Annotated in this window: 17 protein-coding genes and 1 riboswitch; of the genes, 15 read left to right on the forward strand and 2 right to left on the reverse strand. The window is 63.5% G+C overall.

The annotated features are described in order from the left end of the window. Positions 1-71 precede the first annotated feature (71 nt). Positions 72-409, reverse strand: a riboswitch (cobalamin riboswitch). Positions 410-544: 135 nt separating this feature from the next. The 8 genes from QRN22_RS09285 (at position 545) to QRN22_RS09320 (ending at position 10,600) form a co-directional block, all read left to right on the forward strand. After that, a complete protein-coding gene (locus QRN22_RS09285; RefSeq protein WP_042554992.1) occupies positions 545-1,750 on the forward strand; it encodes a bifunctional cobalt-precorrin-7 (C(5))-methyltransferase/cobalt-precorrin-6B (C(15))-methyltransferase in 1,206 nt (401 codons plus the stop codon). Next, entirely contained in the window at positions 1,747-2,472 is a 726-nt protein-coding gene (locus tag QRN22_RS09290) for a cobalt-precorrin-6A reductase (protein WP_042554993.1), read from the forward strand. Before QRN22_RS09285 ends, QRN22_RS09290 begins: the two co-directional genes overlap by 4 nt. A 39-nt stretch (positions 2,473-2,511) precedes the next feature. Continuing rightward, positions 2,512-3,222: a (2Fe-2S) ferredoxin gene (locus tag QRN22_RS09295; RefSeq protein ID WP_042554994.1), complete on the forward strand. Its 711-nt coding sequence runs from the start codon at positions 2,512-2,514 to the stop codon at positions 3,220-3,222. A gap of 178 nt (positions 3,223-3,400) precedes the next feature. Then, the gene (locus QRN22_RS09300) at positions 3,401-5,149 is read left to right on the forward strand and encodes a sensor histidine kinase (RefSeq protein WP_042554995.1); all 1,749 of its coding nucleotides are present in this window, start codon (positions 3,401-3,403) and stop codon (positions 5,147-5,149) included. Positions 5,150-5,242: 93 nt separating this feature from the next. Beyond that, complete coding sequence (gene mifR, locus QRN22_RS09305) at positions 5,243-6,586, forward strand: two-component system response regulator MifR (protein WP_042554996.1); 1,344 nt, start codon at positions 5,243-5,245, stop codon at positions 6,584-6,586. A gap of 487 nt (positions 6,587-7,073) precedes the next feature. Next, complete coding sequence (locus QRN22_RS09310) at positions 7,074-8,030, forward strand: TAXI family TRAP transporter solute-binding subunit (protein WP_042554997.1); 957 nt, start codon at positions 7,074-7,076, stop codon at positions 8,028-8,030. Between the two features lie 117 nt (positions 8,031-8,147). Continuing rightward, positions 8,148-10,211, forward strand: a complete 2,064-nt coding sequence (locus QRN22_RS09315) for a TRAP transporter permease (RefSeq protein WP_042554998.1) — start codon at positions 8,148-8,150, stop codon at positions 10,209-10,211. Then, on the forward strand, positions 10,208-10,600 hold the full coding sequence (locus QRN22_RS09320; RefSeq protein WP_042554999.1) for a DUF1850 domain-containing protein: 393 nt from the start codon (positions 10,208-10,210) through the stop codon (positions 10,598-10,600). The genes QRN22_RS09315 and QRN22_RS09320 overlap by 4 nt, the downstream gene beginning before the upstream one ends. A 101-nt stretch (positions 10,601-10,701) precedes the next feature. Here the strand turns inward: QRN22_RS09320 and QRN22_RS09325 are convergent, their stop codons facing one another. Further along, positions 10,702-11,514: an ion transporter gene (locus QRN22_RS09325; RefSeq protein ID WP_042555000.1), complete on the reverse strand. Its 813-nt coding sequence runs from the start codon at positions 11,512-11,514 to the stop codon at positions 10,702-10,704. A gap of 275 nt (positions 11,515-11,789) precedes the next feature. Next, the gene (locus tag QRN22_RS09330; RefSeq protein WP_042555001.1) at positions 11,790-12,482 is read right to left on the reverse strand and encodes a GntR family transcriptional regulator; all 693 of its coding nucleotides are present in this window, start codon (positions 12,480-12,482) and stop codon (positions 11,790-11,792) included. 335 nt (positions 12,483-12,817) lie between these two features. Between QRN22_RS09330 and QRN22_RS09335 the strand changes: the two genes are divergently transcribed. The 7 genes from QRN22_RS09335 (at position 12,818) to QRN22_RS09365 (ending at position 19,399) form a co-directional block, all read left to right on the forward strand. Beyond that, positions 12,818-13,954, forward strand: a complete 1,137-nt coding sequence (locus tag QRN22_RS09335) for an ABC transporter ATP-binding protein (protein ID WP_042553493.1) — start codon at positions 12,818-12,820, stop codon at positions 13,952-13,954. Further along, entirely contained in the window at positions 13,954-15,288 is a 1,335-nt protein-coding gene (locus QRN22_RS09340) for an ABC transporter substrate-binding protein (RefSeq protein WP_042553492.1), read from the forward strand. The genes QRN22_RS09335 and QRN22_RS09340 overlap by 1 nt, the downstream gene beginning before the upstream one ends. Positions 15,289-15,430: 142 nt before the next feature. Continuing rightward, positions 15,431-16,222, forward strand: coding sequence for an ABC transporter permease (locus QRN22_RS09345; RefSeq protein ID WP_502945147.1), 792 nt, complete (start codon positions 15,431-15,433; stop codon positions 16,220-16,222). A 2-nt stretch (positions 16,223-16,224) separates the two neighbouring features. Next, on the forward strand, positions 16,225-17,043 hold the full coding sequence (locus QRN22_RS09350) for an ABC transporter permease (protein ID WP_042553490.1): 819 nt from the start codon (positions 16,225-16,227) through the stop codon (positions 17,041-17,043). Beyond that, entirely contained in the window at positions 17,040-17,741 is a 702-nt protein-coding gene (locus tag QRN22_RS09355) for an aspartate/glutamate racemase family protein (RefSeq protein WP_042553489.1), read from the forward strand. The genes QRN22_RS09350 and QRN22_RS09355 overlap by 4 nt, the downstream gene beginning before the upstream one ends. A gap of 54 nt (positions 17,742-17,795) precedes the next feature. Further along, a complete protein-coding gene (gene puuE / locus QRN22_RS09360) occupies positions 17,796-18,719 on the forward strand; it encodes an allantoinase PuuE (protein ID WP_042553488.1) in 924 nt (307 codons plus the stop codon). Positions 18,720-18,895: 176 nt separating this feature from the next. Further along, positions 18,896-19,399: a GNAT family N-acetyltransferase gene (locus QRN22_RS09365; protein WP_042553487.1), complete on the forward strand. Its 504-nt coding sequence runs from the start codon at positions 18,896-18,898 to the stop codon at positions 19,397-19,399. Positions 19,400-19,402 lie beyond the last annotated feature (3 nt).

Raw genomic sequence — 19,402 nt, forward strand, 5'->3', positions numbered from 1 at the left:
GGCATCCGTTCGAGGATAGGCCAGAGAAGGACGAGCTTCTATCACCGGGACACCCCGCCCGGTGTGGGCACATGCGACTGAATCCGTCGGCAGGTCTCCTGGCTCGCAGGTCATGGCGCGTGGCCGGCCTTCCCGGTTTCCCAGTGGCGATTGGCACAGGCGCTCGCTGCTACAGTTGCGGGGGCAGCCACGGCTGAAAACCTGCTCAATATCTGCTGCGCGTCGGCCCTGCTGCGTTAGAAAACGACTCGAAATGCTCATTTACAGTCGTAAACTCCGCTTTCTCGCCCCTTTCTGCCTTGCATGGCTCTAGCTCGCTAGATATTGAACACGTTTTATATCGTGTTCCCTCTTAGGCCCGCGCCTACGTACCACGCAGCCGACGGACACCGACGAAGGCGCTATTATGCCCGCTTTGCCCACCCGGATGAAAAGCCGTGTGGATCAGCGGCAAGCGCCAAGCCGGAAACAGGTTGCTGACGACTCGTTGGCTTGTCGCTTGAGGCTTGCAGCTTATGGCTGTTTCTAGGATGAGGAAAAACGCATGACACCCTGGCTGACCGTCGTGGGCATTGGCGAAGACGGCTACCCCGGCCTCGGCAAGGCGGCGCGGCATGCGTTGCTGGCCGCCGAGCAGGTGTTCGGTAGCGAGCGCCAACTGGCACTGTTGCCGCACTGTATCCGTGCCACACGCCTGCCCTGGCCGAAGCCGTTTTCCCTGGCTCCGGTACTCGAGCGCCGCGGCACGCCGGTTTGCGTGCTGGCCAGCGGTGACCCGATGTTCTTTGGTGTCGGTGCCAGCCTGGCCCGTGAGCTGCCGAGCGAGGAACTGCACATTCTGCCGGCGCCTTCTTCCTGCTCGCTGGCGGCGGCTCGCCTGGGCTGGCCGTTGCAGAGCACGCCTCTGGTGTCGCTGGTGGGCCGCCCGCTGGCGGCGCTCAATACGCAGATCCATCCCGGCGTGCGCCTGCTGGTCCTGAGCAACGATGGCGAGAGCCCGGCGGCCATCGCCGGATTGTTGCGCGAGCGTGGTTTCGGCCCCAGTCGGCTGAGCGTTTTCGAACACCTGGGCGGTGAGCGCGAGCGGCGTATCGATGGCCTGGCTGATGGCTGGTCGCTGGCTCGCTCCGCTGATCTGAATCTGGTGGCGATCGACTGCGTGGCCGGTGATGACGCCATGCGCCTGCCGCTCACGCCGGGCCTGCCGGACGATGCCTATCGCCACGACGGGCAACTCACCAAACGCGACGTGCGCGCCATCACCCTGGCGCGCTTGGCGCCGCTGCCCGGCGAACTGCTCTGGGACGTGGGAGCCGGCTGCGGCTCCATCGGCATCGAGTGGCTGCGTACCCACCCCGCTTGTCGGGCCATCGCCATCGAGGCCGACGAAGGCCGCCAGGGCCATATCGCCCACAACCGCGATGCCCTTGGCGTGCCGGGCCTGCAACTGGTGGCCGGGCGTGCACCCGAGGCGCTGGCCGGGCTGGCGGCGCCAGACGCCATCTTCATCGGCGGCGGGGTGACCGCGCCCGGCGTGCTGCAAAGCTGCTGGCGCGCGCTCAAGCCCGGCGGTCGGCTGGTGGCCAACGCCGTGACCCTGCAGAGCGAGGCGGCGTTGATCGCCTTTCGTGGCGAAAAGGGCGGCGAGCTGACCCGTATCGAAGTGGCCCAGGCGCGCCCGCTCGGCGGTTTCGACACCTGGCGCGCCGCGTTGCCGATCACCCTGCTGCAGGTCAGCAAGCCGTTATGAGCCGCATCCTGCTACTGGGCGGGATCGGCGAAGCGCTGAACCTCGCCCGGCGCCTCGGCCCGGCGCATGTCTACAGCCTGGCCGGGTTGGGCAAGGTGCCGGATGACCTCGCTTGCCAGGTGCGCGTCGGCGGTTTTGGCGGGGCCGATGGTCTGGCTGCCTTCATCCGCGAGCAGGGTATCGACCTGCTGGTCGACGCCACCCATCCCTACGCCGCGCAGATCAGCCACAACGCCGCCCATGCCGCGCGACAGGCCGGGATCGCCTGCTGGGCGCTGCGTCGTCCGGGCTGGCAGGCCTCTTCCGAGGATGACTGGCGCGAGGTGTTCGACTGGCCCAGCCTGATCGCCGCGCTTGGCGACTTTCAGCGCCCGCTGTTCACCCTTGGCCGCGAGCCACTGGAGCATCTGCACGAGATTCCCGCCCACCAGCACTGGACGGTGCGCTGCCTGCAGAGCCAGCCTGCCACGCCCCGCGCCGAAGTGATCGGCGCCCGAGGGCCGTTCAGCCTGGACGATGAGCGCGCGCTGTTCGAGCGCCTCGATTGCGATGTGCTGGTGAGCAAGAACAGTGGCAGCGCTGCCACCGAGCACAAGTTGCAGGTGGCCCGTGAGCGTGGTGTGCCGGTGCTGGTGTTGCAGCGGCCGATTTTGCCCGCTGTGGATCGCGAGTTCGCCGAAGCCGAAGTGCTCTGGCAGGCGTTGCTGACCAACGGTGTCTAGCTCACTGCTAGACTGCCGCCCTTTTCCCGGAGCCTACCCATGACTACCACGCCCTACGCTCAGGTGCTGTTCGCCGGCCCGGATCTGCTCGACGGCTCCTTTGCCGAGCTGTTTCGTGCCCGCCTGGTCGAGCTGCGTGGCGAGCCTGCGCTGGCCGAAATCGTCGATACCGGTGCCGGTTATGACGGCCTCTGGCAGCGCGTGCAGGAGGGCAGCGGCAGGCTGCTGGTGATCGACCTGGAGGCGCAGAGCAGCAGCCAGCATGTCGACTGGCTGCGCAGCGAGCTGGCGCGCCTGACCGAGCCTGCACGGGTGTCTGTCACCAGCCTGTTCGGCCAGCTCGATGCCGATGCAGCCGGGGCCGCCTGTGCATTGCTCGAACGCCCGGAGCTGCACCTGAGTTGCCTCGATGTGCCAGCGCTGCCCGGCAGCCACGCCTGGTCGAAGATTCCCGCTCACCAGTACCGCGTGCTGCTGTGCAACGGCCCACGCTGCACCCGCCGTGGCGCTCTGCCGCTGTGGAAAATGCTGCGGGAGAAGGTCAAGGCTGCTGGCCGTCTGGAGTGCGAGGGTGGCGTGCATATCACCCGTACCCAGTGCCAGTTTCCCTGCGATCAGGGCCCGACGCTGACGGTCTACCCGCCGGGTCATTGGTATCAGGTGCGTAGCGAGGAAGACGTGGTGCGCCTGGTCGACGAGCAACTGGTCGCTGGCCGTGCGGTGCCCGCACTGATGATGGCGCGCCCCTGACCGGTATCGCCTGGAGCCCGGGTTGAGCGTAGCGAGACCCGGGTCTCTTGAGCAGCCCGAACCTGCTGCCCCAGGTTACTCCTTCGGCTAATCCAGGCTACATCGGCGGCTGCATCCCCTACTCGACCTGAAGTGATTTCGGGCTAACATGCCGGCATCATAAAAATTCGAGTCGTGCATGACCGCCCTGTTTCTGCGTTATCGCATCGTTGCCATCGTGCTGTTGGTGATCCTTGGCCTGGCCGTCAGCCTGTGGCTGGCCAGCCGCTATGCCGAGCAGCGGGCCTGGGAGGATCGCAGCAGCGAGGCACACGGCCAGTTGCAGCTGTATGCGCAATCGATCCAGACCCTGGTCGACCGCTTCCGTTCGGTGCCGCAGTTGCTGTCCATGGACGGTGATATTCAGGCACTGCTGCAGGCACCGGACGATCCGCAGTTACGCGACAAGCTCAACCGTCGCTTCGAAATGCTCAACGCCGCCGCTGGCGCCAGCGTGCTCTACCTGATCGACCGCCAGGGCCTCACCCTGGCGGCCAGCAACTGGAACGAGTGGAGCAGCTTCGTCGGCAGCAACTATGGCTTCCGCCCCTACTTCCAGGATGCGCTGCACCGCACCGCAGGCCGCTATTTCGCGGTCGGGGTGACCACTGGCGTGCCCGGCTACTTTCTCTCCCATGCGGTGTACGACGATAACGGCGCGGTGATCGGCGTGCTGGTGGTCAAGCTGGAGCTGGAGGAACTGCAGCGCGAGTGGGTGGGCCAGCCCGGTGTGCTGCTGGTGGCCGACAGCTACGGCGTGGTGATTCTCAGCAGCCGGCCGGCCTGGCGTTTCCGTGCCCTGGATGAGCTCGACGAACTCGATCACGCCGAGCTGGTGGAGGTGCGCAAGTACGCCGAACGCCCCCTGGAGGTGCTGTCCACGGAGCCCGGCCCGTACTTCGAGGGCAATGCGGACTGGATGAACATCGATGGTCCGGATGGCCGGCAGAGTTACCTGTGGCAGCGCCAGGAGTTGACCAGCGAAGCCTGGACGCTGCACCTGCTGATCGAGGAAAACAGCCTGGGCGACACCGCGCGCAGCTATCGTCTGGCCGCGGCCGGTGTATGGCTGACCCTGGTATTCCTGGTGCTGTTTCTGGTCCAGCGTCACAAGAACCAGCGCCTGCAGGCGAGCATCCGCGAGAACCTCGAACGTGAGGTGACCCTGCGTACCGCCGAATTGCGAGAGGCCCAGGAAGGCCTGGTACATGCCGCCAAGATGGCGGCGCTGGGGCAGATGTCGGCGGCCATGGCCCATGAGATCAACCAGCCGCTGACGGCCATCCAGATGCACCTGGGCAGCCTCGGCCTGCTGCTCGACAACGGCCGCGAGCGCGAGGTGCGCGAAGGCCTGACCCGCATCGATGGTCTGTTGCAGCGCATGGCCAGTCTGACCGGCCATCTGAAGACCTTCGCCCGCAAGAGCCCGGCGGGGCTCAACGAGCGTCTGTTGCTCAGCGATGTGCTGGAGCAGGCGCTGTTGCTGCTGGCGCCACGCCTGCGCAGCGAGCAGGTGGAGTTGCGCCGCGAAATTCGCAGCGAGGCCCGGGTTTCCGGCGATGCCATTCGCCTGGAGCAGGTGGTGCTCAACCTGCTCAACAATGCTCTGGACGCCATGGTCGACAGCCCGCGGCGTATCCTCGGGGTGACCATCGAGTTGCTTGGCGACAGCTGTGCGCTGGAGGTCAGCGATGTGGGCGGCGGTATTCCCGAGGAGCATCTGGGTAACGTCTTCGAGCCGTTCTTCACCACCAAGCCGGTGGGCGAGGGGCTCGGACTCGGCCTGGCGATTTCCTACGGCATCGTGCGTGATCTGGGCGGCAGCCTGGAGGCGCGCAACGGCCCTGACGGCGCCATCTTCATTCTGCGCCTGCCGCGCGCGGGGTGAACCGGGCGGGTTTGGCATTTCGTGTAACGACGCCGTGGCTGGCGGGCCGATAACCGGGCGCTACACTGCGCGATCCAAGAATAAGGAGGTGATATGGGTGGTCAGGTAATCGTCGTCGACGATGAGGCAGCGATCCGCGAAGCGGCGCAGCAATGGCTGGAGCTGTCCGGTTTCAGCGTGCGTACCTGCGCCAACGCCGCCCAGGCGCTGGCCCTGATCGATGTGGATTTTCCCGGCGTACTGATCAGCGACGTGCGCATGCCCGGCACCGATGGTCTGCAGCTGCTGGACAAGGTGGTCGCTTGTGACCGTGATCTGCCGGTCATCATGATCACCGGGCATGGCGACGTACCCATGGCCGTGCAGGCGCTCAAGCAGGGCGCCTATGACTTCATCGAAAAACCCTTCACCCCCGATCGCCTGCTCGACACCGTGCGCCGCGCCCTGGAAAAACGTCGCCTGGTCTGCGAGAACCGCGCTCTGCGCCAGCAGTTCGCCCTCAAGGACGGTATCGCCGCGCAATTGCTCGGCGTGTCGCGGCCCATGGAGCGCTTGCGTCGACAGATCCTCGACCTGGCCGGCACCTCCGTGAACGTGCTGATCCGCGGTGAGACCGGTTCCGGCAAGGAGCGCGTGGCGCGCTGCCTGCACGACTTCAGCGAACGTGCCGACAAGCCCTTCGTGGCCCTCAACTGCGCCGCGATTCCCGAGCATCTGTTCGAGAGCGAGCTGTTCGGCCACGAGAGCGGCGCCTTCACTGGTGCCCAGAGCAAACGCATCGGCCGTATCGAACATGCCGACGGCGGCACCCTGTTCCTCGACGAGGTGGAAAGCCTGCCGCTGGCGCAACAGGTCAAGCTGTTGCGCGTGCTGCAAGAGAAAACCCTGGAACGGTTGGGGTCCAACCGCAGCATCCACGTCGACCTGCGGGTGATCAGCGCGGTGAAGCCGGACCTGCTCGATGAAGTGAGAGCCGGGCGTTTCCGCGAGGATCTGCTCTATCGGCTGAATGTCGCCACCTTGCAGATTCCGGCGTTGCGCGAGCGTCGTGAAGACATCTCGCTGCTCTTCGAGCATTTCGCCGAAGAGGCCGCACAACGCCACGGTCGCACTCTCGAACCACTGACACCCGCCGAGCTGGCCGCGTTGCTCGGGCATGAGTGGCCGGGCAACGTACGCGAGCTGGTCAACGCCGCCGAGCGCCACGCCCTGGGGCTGAGCGGTGCGGCGCAGGAACAGGCCGGCCAGTCCCTCGCCGGGCAGATGGAAACCTTCGAGGCGCAGTGCCTGCACAACGCGCTGCTGCGCTGTCGCGGCAGCATCCTGCAGACCATGGAACTGTTGCAGGTACCCCGCCGTACCCTCAACGAAAAGATGCAGCGCCATGGTTTGCAACGCAGCACCTATCGCCCCGCCGGAAGCGGCGACGAGGATTGAGCAGCACCTGATGGGCCGTTCACCCTTGCTGGTGGGCTGAAGCCCACCCTACGTCTGAGGCGGATTGCTGCCCGGCCCACCCTACGTCTGCGCGCTCCCCGTGTAGGGTGGGCTTCAGCCCACCAATAGTGGAGTTGCCAGATCATTCCCACGCTCTGCGTGGGAACGCCGCCTGGACGCTCTGCGTCCGCTTCTGAGAGGCGTCGGTCTTTCTGAGCGGAATCTTGCCGGTCGCCGGTCCGCGAATAGGCGGGCTTTCGCTGGTTTCGGCCGCTGCGAAAACCCTCTACCGCTCTGGCACGGGCATTCTGGGCGCTGGCATGGCATCTGCAATGTCGCTTGGGCAACCGGCATTCGAGTCGGTGACCATAACAAAGACAACAGGTCGTCAGCGGCAGCGTGATTTTGCTCTCTGTTCGCCGCTCTCCGTTCTCTGGTCATCGATCCCGCACCGGCTCTCTGACAAGAATAATCACGGAGAAACACCATGCGACTGACCAAGCGCTTCAGCCTCTTCGCCGCCGCTGCGGCCTTCACTGCCAGCACCGCCGCACTCGCCGCACCCACCTTCATCAACGTGCTTACCGGCGGTACCAGCGGGGTGTATTACCCGATTGGCGTGGCCCTTTCGCAGCTTTACGGCAACGGTATCGAGGGTGCCAAGACTTCCGTGCAGGCGACCAAGGCGTCGGTGGAAAACCTCAATCTGCTGCAGGCAGGCCGTGGTGAACTGGCCTTCGCGCTTGGCGATTCGGTGGACGATGCCTGGAAGGGAGTCGAGGACGCTGGCTTCAAGGCGCCGCTGACCAAGATCCGCGCCATCGCCGCCACCTACCCGAACTACATCCAGATCGTGGCCAGCAAGGAATCCGGGATCAAGACTCTGGAAGACCTCAAGGGCAAGCGCATCTCGGTCGGCGCGCCGAAGTCCGGCACCGAGCTCAATGCCCGGGCCATCTTCAAGGCCGCTGGCCTGAGCTACAAGGACATGGGCCGGGTCGAATTCATGCCCTATGCCGAGTCGGTCGAGTTGATCAAGAACCGCCAGTTGGACGCCACGCTGCAGTCTTCCGGGTTGGGCATGGCGGCGATCCGCGACCTGGCGTCGATGGTGCCGCTCACCTTCGTGGCGATTCCCGAGGAGGTCGTCACCAAGATCGGCAGCAGCGCCTACCAGCCTATGGTGATCCCGGCCAACACCTATGACGGCCAGACCGAGGATGTGCCGACTGCGGCGATCATCAACCTGCTGGTCAGCCATGAAGGCGTGTCCGACGACGTCGCCTATCAGATGACCAAGCTGATGTTCGACAACCTTGCCCGCCTGCGCACCGCGCATTCTGCGTCCAACTACATGAGCCTGGAGAAGGCCACGGAAGGCCTGCCGATCCCGTTGCATCCGGGCGCCGAGCGCTTCTACAAGGAAGCCGGCGTTCTCGAGTAACACCGATGGAAGAGGGGCCGGGACCCGAGTCCGGCGCCCTCGTTCATCGAGTCAGCGTTCGCCCATGCCCTGATGGTGTCGGCGTACCGTTATCCCAGCTGTATCGAGAATCTATCCATGAGCGATCATCCAGGTCTGACCGGCAATCCCAGTCAGTGGCCCAAGGCCGTGTTCTACGTCGCGATCCTGTTTTCGGTCTATCAGATCATCGGGGCTGCGTTCCATCCTTTCTCCAGCCAGGTGCTGCGCGCCGGGCACGTCGGCTTCGTGTTGCTGATGGTGTACCTGTGTTTCCCGTTGCGGGGCCAGGGCCGGCCATGGACTCCGGTGGCCTGGGCCCTGGGCCTGGCTGGCCTGAGCACGGCGATTTACCAGTGGTATTTCGAGGCCGACCTGATCCAGCGTTCGGGCGACCTCACCCCCTTCGACATGGTGATCGGGGTGACCTTGCTGGTGCTGGTATTCGAGGCGGCGCGACGGGTCATGGGGCTGGCCTTGCCGATCATCTGCGGCTGCTTCCTGGCGTACGGCCTGTTTGGCGAGCACCTGCCGGGCGACCTGGCGCACCGTGGTTATGACTTCGACCAGATCATCAACCAGCTGTCGTTCGGTACCGAGGGTTTCTACGGCACGCCGACCTACGTGTCGGGCACCTATATCTTCCTGTTCATCCTGTTCGGCGCCTTCCTCGAACAGGCGGGGATGATCAGGCTGTTCACCGATTTCGCCATGGGCATGTTCGGTCACAAGACCGGCGGCCCGGCCAAGGTGTCGGTGGTCTCTTCGGCGCTGATGGGCACCATCACCGGTTCGGGTGTAGCCAACGTGGTGACCACCGGCCAGTTCACCATCCCGCTGATGAAGCGCTTCGGTTACAAGGGCACCTTCGCCGCCGCGGTGGAAGCCTCGGCCAGCATGGGCAGCCAGATCATGCCGCCGATCATGGGGGCCGTGGCCTTCATCATGGCCGAGACCATCAACGTGCCGTACGTGGAGATCGCCAAGGCGGCGCTGATCCCGGCCCTGCTGTGGTTCGGCTCGATTTTCTGGACCGTGCACCTCGAGGCCCAGCGCCTCAAACTGGTTGGCCTGCCGAAAGACGAATGCCCGGATCCATTCGCGGCGATCAAGCAGCGCTGGTACCTGCTGATTCCGCTGGGTGTGCTGGTGTATCTGCTGTTCGCCGGCTTCACCCCGATGTTCTCCGGCACCGTGGGCCTGGCCCTGACGGCAATCGTCATCCTCGGCACGGCGATCGTCATGCGCGCCAGCAACCTGTGGCTGAAGATCGCCTTCTGGATCGCCCTGGGGCTGGTCAGTTCCGGCTTCCTCAAATTCGGCATTGGCGTGGTGTTCGGCGTGATCGCGGTGCTGGTTGCCGGCTGCTTCTACGTCAAGGGCGGGCGTGAAACCCTGCGCGCCTGCGTCTGGGCGCTGGCCGAGGGCGCGCGCCATGCGGTGCCGGTGGCGGTCGCCTGCATCCTGGTGGGGGTGATCATCGGCGTGGTTTCGCTGACCGGCATCGCAACCACCTTCGCCGGTTACATCATGGCCATTGGCAAGGACAACCTGTTCCTGTCACTGCTGCTGACCATGCTCACGTGCCTGATCCTGGGCATGGGTATTCCGACCATCCCCAACTACATCATCACCAGCGCGATTGCCGCGCCAGCTTTGCTGGAGTTGGGTGTGCCGCTGATCGTGTCGCATATGTTCGTGTTCTATTTCGGCCTGATGGCCGACCTGACGCCGCCGGTGGCGCTGGCCTGCTTCGCTGCGGGGTCGATCGCCAAGGAGAACGGCCTGAAGATCAGCCTGTGGTCGGTGCGCATCGCCGCCTGTGGCTTCGTCGTCCCCTTCATGGCGGTGTATGACCCGGCGCTGCTGATGCAGGGTGATGACTGGGGGGCGATCCTCTACATGTTCATCAAGTCGGTGTTTGCCGTCGGGTTGTGGGGCATGGCGGTGGTCGGCTATTGCTCGGCGCCGATGCGTGCGTGGGAGCGGCTACTGGTTTTCGCTGCCGGTGCTTCGCTGGTGATTCCAGCCTCGGTGTTCAGTTACGACCTGCTCGGGCTGTACAGCGTGACCACCGATGAAATCGGTTTTCTGGTCGCGGCTGCGGTGATTGCCCAGCACGTGCTGCGCGCACGCCGTCAGCCTGCACTGGCTGCAGCTTGATCGCACTGTGCATGGGGTTGGCCGGGGTGGTCTGGGCGCAAGTGCCCACCCCGGCTTTCACCCTGGCCTGGAATCACAGCATCGAGAAGATTCGCTGGGAAGAGGACTACCGCGTCACGCCGGACGGGCTGCTGCTCGGCGAGGCGCGGGTGCGCGGCAGCGGTGCCGGCATGGAGATTCCTGACGGCGCCGTATCGCGTGATGGCGCCTGGCATTACCAGCGTCGAATGCCGCCTCTGCAACCGTTACGCCTCGGCCGCACACCCGAGGCGGGCGACTATCAACTCTGCGATGCCCAAGGCTGTAAACCCCTCAGCGAGTGGCTCGGGCCACCGACGGCCAATCAGCCGGCGGTGGAGCTTTGGAGTTGTGAGCTGACCGATCCTTGATCCTGTAAGTAATTGCAGCCATGTGGAGCGCGCCATGCGCGCGAAAGAAATCGCGGGCATGACCCGCTCCCGCAGACGGCCTACTTGCTCTGCCGCACTGATCAACGGCCCTGCCGCATCTCCCGCAACTCCGCCCGCAATGCCTTCAACTCATCCAGGATCATCTGCTCGCGCTGCAGCCGTGCATCGACTTCGGGATCAGGCCCCTGGGCGTCCTGCATGGCATTGACGATCACTGCAATGAACAGGTTGAGCATCATGAAGGTGGCGATCAGCACATAAGGAATGAAGAACACCCAGGCCAGTGGATAGACCTCCATGATCGGTCGCACCGTGCCGCTCGACCAGCTGTCCAGGGTCATCATCTGGAACAGCGAATACAGACTGGCGGTCAGCGAGCCGAACCACTCGGGAAAGCGCTCGCCAAACAGTTGCGTGGCCATCACCGCCGATACGTAGAAGATCAGCCCCATCAGCATGATGATGCTGCCCATGCCAGGCAGCGACGCGAGCAGCGCCTGCACCACCTTGCGCATGCTCGGGTTGATCGACACCAGGCGCAGCACCCGCAACACGCGTAACGCCCTCAGTACGCTGAACGGTCCGCTGGCCGGAACCAGGGCGATGCCCACCACCAGACAGTCGAACACCGCCCACGGATCGCGCAACAGGCCGATGCCCCGGGCCGCGAAACGCAGCGCCAGCTCGATCACGAACACCGCGAGGATGAACATATCCACAGGCAACAGCAGCCAGCCCCACTCGCTGACGATTTCCGCCGAGGTCAGCATGCCGAGGATGGCGGCGTTGATCAGGATCAGCACGGTGATCAGGCGCTGCACGGGGGTGCCGTCCATCACCTCGGCCAATTTCAGGCGCCAGGTGGCGTTCGAGGAAGGTAGGGGGGTGTTCATGGGCGTGCGTCAGTCGATGTCCGGTTCGGTCAGGAGGCTGACGATTCTAAGGTCTCAGGCTGGCAGTGATCAGGCACAAGCGGCGTTTCGGCAGGGATTTCGGGTTACCCATTGTTTCAGCAGACCGATCTCGAGGGTAATTGCCGCCACCGCAGGTTTTGAAAACCATGAGCATGGGCTTGCACTCCGCGTGGCTGCGAAGAGGGGCTACCCTGCCTAAGGGGGAGAAAGACGTGTTCGCCCTGCCGCGATTTCGATTCCGACTGCGAGCCGATTTACCCGGATGACTGCTGCGCAAACACCTTGAACAGATCGACCTCTTCGCTTTCCGGTGGGGCCAGGCGCAGACGCTGTTCGATATTCAGCAGGTGCTCCTCCATGCACTGCGTCGCCTGCTGAGCATCACCGTCGAGCAGGGCCTTGGCCAGGGCTTCATGCTCGTTGTGCGAGCACTGGATGCCGTTATGGTTTTCATACAGGGCGATGATCAGCGAGCTACGGGCTATCAGGCCTTCGAGCATTTCGCCCAGGGTGCTGTTGCCGGCGATACGTGCCAGCAGGCGATGGAAGTCCCCTGACAGGCGGATGAATTCGGGTTTGGCCGGTTCATGCCCAAGTGCCAATTCGGCCTTCAGGTGCGCTTCGATGGCGCGGCGGTCGGGGGCTTGCATGCGCTTGCAGGCTTCTTCGATCAACGCCTTTTCGATCACCCTGCGTGCGGCGAACACTTCGCGGGCCTGTTGCGGCGTGGGTTCTTCGACAAAGGCGCCACGGTTCATTTCCAGGCGCACCAGCTTGAGGTGAGCCAGGTCGCGCAGGGCACTGCGGATGTGGTTGCGGTTGGCCTGAAACACGTCCACTAGGTTGAGCTCGGTCAGGCGAGTACCGGGCGGCAGACGCTGCTCGACGATGGCATCGTAGATCGCGTTGTAGATGCGTTGCACTTCACGAATGACGTGACTGGCCATGGGCGATGCTCGTTTGCGTGGGAGCCAGGGCGGCTGAAGCTTGGCAGCAGTGTAATTGTTAACAATGAAGCGGCAAAGGGGGAGAGGGCTATACCGAGTGGTGCACGGCGTTGTCGCATTGCCCTATTGTTGTGCAATGCACGCTATTTTTCAGGATTTAATCCGTTATGTAGGGCGTATGCCGTCTTTTCACCGTAACTGAAAAACCATCCGTTTTTCAGCCGGATACACAGTGCGGGAGAAGTCTGGTACAGGTTGTGGGCAGAGAAGTGGCTGCCTGGCACATCCGTTGCTAACACTTATTTCATAATTGTTAGCAATTTCGGGCGGCAAGCATGTCTGGGAAAGGTCAGGTCGAGCTGGTGGCGGTGCACAAGGCCTACGGTGCGCGGGTGGCGGTCACCGATCTCCATCTGAAAATTCCCAGTGGCAGCTATTGCTGCCTGCTCGGCCCCAGCGGCTGCGGCAAGAGCACCACCTTGCGCATGCTGGCCGGGCACGAAGAGGTGAGCGAGGGCGACATCCTCATGGATAACCGCAACGTCACCGAGTTTTCGCCGACCCAGCGCGGCACGGCAATGATGTTTCAGAACTACGCGCTGTTCCCGCACATGAGCTGCCTGGACAACGTCGCCTTCGGCCTGCGCATCGCCGGCATGGCCAGGGCCGAGCGCCACGCCAAGGCCCGCGAGCTGCTGGCGCTGGTGAACATGCAGGATTACGCCGAGAGTTACCCCGAGCAGCTTTCCGGTGGTCAGCAGCAGCGAGTGGCGCTGGCCCGTGCCCTGATTACCCAGCCGGACGTGGTGCTGCTCGACGAGCCGCTGTCCGCTCTCGACCCGTTCTTGCGGATTCGTATGCGCAAGGAGCTCAAGGCGATCCAGAAGCAATTGGGGCTGACCTTCATCCACGTCACCCACTCCCAGGAAGAAGCCTTCGCCCTGGCCGATCTGGCGGTGGTGATGGACGGTGGCAAGATTCAGCAGGTAGCGCCGCCACGGGAATTGTTCGAGCGGCCAGCCACTCCCTTCGTCGCGCAATTCATCGGCGGCCACAGCCTGATGCGTGGCGAGCTGACTGCGCGCGAGGCAGATCGCGTGGTACTCAGCGTCGAAGGCACAGGGCAGGGCAGCCTGAGTCTGGCGCAACTGGGCGACGATTATGCCGAGGCCATGGTGGGCACGCCGCTGGCGTTCTCGGTGCGCTGCGATCACCTGGACATCCTGCCGCCAGGCAGCGCTCCGCCAGCCGGGCAGTTTGGCTTGCCTGCGCGGGTCTGCGATGTCGAGTTCCAGGGCGCTTTCATCTACGTCGAATGCCAAACCGCCAGCGCTACGCCGCTGATGGTTTACCTGGCCGACCGCCAGCGCCAGGTACCCGAGGTGGGTGCAGAGGTCACCCTGGCCTGGGACGCCGCGCACCTCAACCTGTTCTCCCCGCAACACGCCAACCCGACAGAGGAGGTTCACTGATGAGCGAGCACGATGACAGCACCCCGCAACTCCCCGCCGAAACCCCGCAGGTGGAATCCGCCAAGGGACTGTCCAGGCGCAGCCTGATCAAGGGGCTGGGGGTGGCCTCGGCAGTGGCCGTGGGTTCCGGCGCGATCACCGGTTTTCCGATGATCTGGGCGCAGAACATCAAGAACATCACCTTGCGTCAGTTCGGCACCGGGGTGTCCAACCTCAACGACATCGCCATGAAGGCCAAGGAAGATCTGGGGATCACCCTGCAACTCACCGCACTGGACTCCGATGCGGTGGCGCAGCGGGCAGTGACTCAGCCACGCTCCTTCGACATCGCCGACATCGAGTACTGGATCGGCAAGAAGGTGTACCCGTCCGGCACCATGCAGGCCATGGACACTCAACGACTGAAGAATTTCGACAAGATCTCGCCGCTGTTCATCAACGGCAAACTGAACGCCGATTCGGTGATCGCCCAAGGTACTGCGCCGCACACCGTTGGCTTCGTCGAAAGCGCCGATTCGCTGAAGTTCGCCAGTGAGCCGACCCGCTGGATGACGCTGGTGCCGACCATCTACAACGCCGACACCCTGGGCATTCGCCCGGATCTGGTCGGGCGCCCGATCAAGAACTGGCGCGACATCATGGACCCGGCCTTCAAGGGCAAGGCCTCGATCCTCAACATCCCGTCCATCGGCATCATGGACGCGGCGATGATCTGCGAATCCATGGGTGAGATCACCTATGGCGACAAGGGCAACATGACCCAGGCCGAGATCGACAAGACCATCGCCATCCTCATGCAGGCGAAGAAAGACGGCCAGTTCCGCGCCTTCTGGAAGAGCTTCGATGAGTCGGTGAACCTGATGGCTTCCGGTGAGGTGGTGATCCAGTCCATGTGGTCACCGGCCGTGGCCGCCGTGCGCAGCCGCGGTGTGGCCTGCACCTACCAGCCGCTGGAAGAGGGCTATCGCGCCTGGGGCGGCGGTATCGGTCTGGCCAAGCACCTCAGCGGCCTGGAGCTGGATGCGGCCTATGAGTACATCGACTGGTACCTGTCGGGCTGGGTCGGTGCCTACCTCAACCGCCAGGGCTACTACAGCGCCGCCCCGGAGACCTCCAGGCAGTACATGAGCGCCGATGAATGGGGCTTCTGGATGGAGGGCAAGGCCGCCCAGAGCGACATTCTCAGCCCGGACGGCAAGGTCATGGAAAAGGCCGGCGCGGTGCGTGATGGCGGCTCCTATGAGCAGCGCATGGGCAGCGTGGCTTGCTGGAACTCGGTGATGGACGAGAACCGCCACATGGTCCGCAAGTGGAACGAGTTCATCGTTTCCTGACTCGGCCGTAGCGGTGGGTGGCGCCGTTTCATCCACCGCCGCGCCTGCGCCACCTCACTTTCTGCGTACTGGACTCGATATGCGCACCGGACTCGCCAACATCAGCCACCTGCAAGCCCTGCCGCTGGCGCTGACCCTGCTGCTGTTCCTGGTCTTCCCCATCACGGTGATCGTGGTGGTGAGCTTCTGGGACTACGACTCCTACCAGTTGATCCCGGACTTCATCTTCGGCAACTACCAGTACCTGCTGTCATCGCCGACGACCTTGCAGGCGTACCTGAATACCTTCAAGTACGCCTTGCTGACCTGGCTGATCACCCTGACGCTGGGCTTTACCGTGGCCTACTACCTGGCCTTCCACATCCGCAGCAACAAGGTGCAAACCTTGCTGTTTCTGCTGTGCACCATCCCGTTCTTCACCTCCAACATCATCCGCATGATTTCCTGGATACCACTGTTGGGGCGCAATGGTCTGGTCAACAGCGGCCTGATGGGCGCCGGGCTGATCGAACAGCCGCTGGAGTTTCTGCTGTACAGCGACTTCTCCATCGTTCTGGCCTATGTGCACCTGTACACCCTGTTCATGGTGGTGCCGATCTTCAACACCATGATGCGCATCGATCGCCGCCTGATCGAGGCCGCGCGGGACGCCGGAGCGCAGACCTGGCAGATCCTCCTGCTGGTGATCGTGCCGCTGTGCAAGTCGGGCATTCTCATCGGCAGCATTTTCGTACTGACCCTGGTGATGGGCGACTTCGTTACCGTGCGCATCATGGGGGGCGGCCTGCATGCTTCGGTCGGCGTGCTGATCCACAACGAAATCAGTTTGCTGCAATACCCGGCGGCTGCGGCCAGTGCCGTGGTGCTGCTGGCCACGGTGCTGCTGATGCTGGTGGTGATGTTCCGCCTGGTGGATATCCGCAAGGAGCTATGACCATGAAATCCACGGCACGGCCGTTGAGCTTTTATTGCCTGAGCCTGTTCTTTGGCCTGTTCGTACTGTTCCTTTACGGGCCGACCCTGACCATCGGCATTCTCTCGTTCCAGGGGCCGGACGGCGGGTTGACCTTTCCCATGAACGGCGTGTCCCTGCACTGGTTTCACAACCTGTTCCAGGCCCAGCAGGTGGGCGATTTCGCCGGTGCCTTCAGCCGTTCGATTCTCCTCGGTATCGCGGTGATGGCCTGCACCCTGGTGTTTTCGGTGCTCGCCGGGTTCGCTTACCGGCGCCCATTCGCTGGCAGTCAGGCACTGTTCTACCTGACGTTGGCGAGCCTGATCATTCCGTCGATTCTGGTCAGTCTGGGCATCGGCCTGATGTTCGATCGCCTCGGCTGGGAGCCGATCTGGTACAGCTCGGCCTTTGGCGCGCACCTGACCTGGACCTTGCCGTTCGGCCTGCTGATCATGTTCGCCGTGTTCAACCGCTTCAACCGCGCCTACGAAATGGCGGCCCGCGACCTCGGCGCGAGCGCCTGGCAAACGGTACGCCTGATCGTTCTGCCGCTGATTGCCTCGAGCCTGTTCGGCGTGGCGCTGTTCGGCTTCACCCTGTCCTACGACGAATTCGCCCGCACCCTGATGGTCTCCGGCAGCTTCAATAGCCTGCCTCTGGAAATCTTCGGCATGACCACCAACGTCACCACCCCGGTGCTCTATGCGCTGGGCACACTGACCACGCTGTTTTCCCTGGCGCTGATTGGTCTGGTGCTGCTGTTGATGAATCTGAGCCAGCGTATGAGAAAACCCGTATGAAGATTCGCGTGATCAATCCCAATGGCTCGGCGGGCATGGCCCAATTGCTGGATGCAACCTGCCAGGGCATCAAGGCGGCCGATACGCAGTTGAGCGTGATCCATCTGCCCGGCTCGGTGGCGAGCATCGAGGGCGCTGCCGATGGCGTGTGCGCGGCTTATCACCTGCTGGGAGCGATGCGTCAGGGCCAGGAAGAGGGCGTGCAAGGTTTCGTGATCGCCTGTTTCGACGACACCGGCCTGGATGCCGCTCGCGAATTGGCCAGCGGCCCGGTGCTGGGCATCGGCGAAGCGGCCATGCACGCGGCGAGCATGCTGAGCGTGCGCTACTCGATCCTTACCAGCCTGCCGCGTTCGATCCACATCATCGAGCGCAACATGCACAGCTATGGTCTGCAGCGGCGCTGCGCGAATATCCATGCGGCGGATATTCCGGTGCTGGAGCTGGAGCGCGATCCCGCCCATTACCTGCGTCTGCGCGACCTGGGCCAGCAGATCCTGCGCGATGACCGTAGCGAGTGTCTGGTGATGGGCTGCGCGGGCATGAGCCAGTGGGCGCAGCGCCTGCAGGAGGATCTCGGCGTGCCGGTGGTCGATGGGGTTCAGGTGGCGTTGAAATGGGTGGAGGCGCTGGTGCAGTTGCGCCTGGGCAGCAGCAAGAGCCTGAGCTATGCCTGGCCGCGCGAGAAGGTGGTGTAGCGGCTGTGCCGCTGGCACATTTTCTATCACCTCTAAAGCAGCCTAAGGAAGAACATGACTCCACATTATCCCCGCGACCTGCGCGGATACGCAGGCAACCCGCCTCAGGCAAAATGGCCGGGAAATGCGCGAATCGCCGTCCAGTTCGTCCTCAATATCGAGGAGGGCAGTGAAAGTTGTGTGCTGCATGGGGATCCGCAGAGCGAGACGTTTCTTTCCGAGATCGTCGGTGCGCAGAGCTTTGCCGATCGGCATATGAGCATGGAGTCGATGTACGAATACGGCTCCCGTGCCGGTGTGTGGCGCATCCTCGATGAGTTCCAACGCCGCCAACTGCCGCTTACCGCCTTTGCCGTCGCCATGGCCCTGGAGCGTTGCCCGGACATCACCCAGGCGTTGGTCGCACGCAACCACGAAATCGCCAGTCACGGCTGGCGTTGGTTGCATTACCAGAACACTCCGGCCGATCTGGAGCGCGAACACCTCGAGCGCGCGGTCGAGCTGATCACCCGCCTTACCGGCGCCGCACCGCTCGGCTGGTATACCGGTAGAGACAGCCCCAACACGCGGCGCCTGGTGGTCGAGCATGGCGGCTTTCTCTACGACAGCGATTATTACGGCGACGACCTGCCGCTATGGAGCACCGTAGAAACTCGCGACGGTACCCGTCAGCCTCACCTGATCGTGCCTTATACGCTCGACGCCAATGACATGCGCTTCTCGAGCCCGGGCGGATTCAACAGTGGTGACCAGTTCTTCGCCTACCTGAGAGATACTTTCGACGTGCTCTACGCCGAGGGCGAAACGGCGCCGAAAATGATGTCGATCGGTCTGCACGCACGGCTGATCGGTCGCCCTGGGCGTTTCCGGGCGTTGCAACGCTTCCTCGATCATATCGAAGCCCATGATCGTGTCTGGGTGGCGCGTCGAGTCGACATCGCCCGGCACTGGGTCGAGCATCATCCTTACCAAGCGTAGAAACGCAGTGCTTCGCCAGGGCGGTTGGCTGGGTATTTCGAAAGACGCCTGCAGCAGATAGGAATCAGGGTATCGGGAGCTGCCGAACCTGAGCGGATTGCCGAATCCATCGAAGATCATTAGCCTGCGCTTTTTGCCGGGGCCGGGTGGTCCTGACCAACACGATGGATCACGGTATGAGCGAGCAGGTCGAAAACATCACCTATTACCTGGAGATGCACAGCCCCGAACAGGTGCGCGCCAAGCCCATGTCTGACGACCTGCAGGTGGTCGAGTGCCGCATCAAGCAGTTCCAGCTCAACCGCTTTCTCTACCAGTTGGTGGGCGGGCCCTGGGAGTGGACGGACAAGCTGTCCTGGTCGGATGCGCAGTGGCGCGAGCTGGTCGAGACTGACACTCATCGTACTTGGGTGGCCTACCACCAAGGCGCTATCGCCGGTTACTACGAGTTGCAGCGTGACGCCGACGGCTCGGTGGAGATTCTCTATTTCGGTCTCGCCGAAGCGTTTTTCGGTCAGGGTTTCGGCGGCCCGCTGCTGACCCACGCGCTGCAATCCGCCTGGGCCTGGCCCGGTACCCGGCGAGTCTGGGTGCACACCTGCACCTTCGATCACCCCAGCGCCCTGGCCAACTATCAGGCCCGTGGGTTGCAGCTGTATCGCCAGGAAGTCGAAGGCTGAGGG

The sequence above is a fragment of the Pseudomonas sp. MEJ086 genome (assembly GCF_030209025.1).
In the GTDB taxonomy this organism is placed as follows: domain Bacteria; phylum Pseudomonadota; class Gammaproteobacteria; order Pseudomonadales; family Pseudomonadaceae; genus Aquipseudomonas; species Aquipseudomonas fulva_A.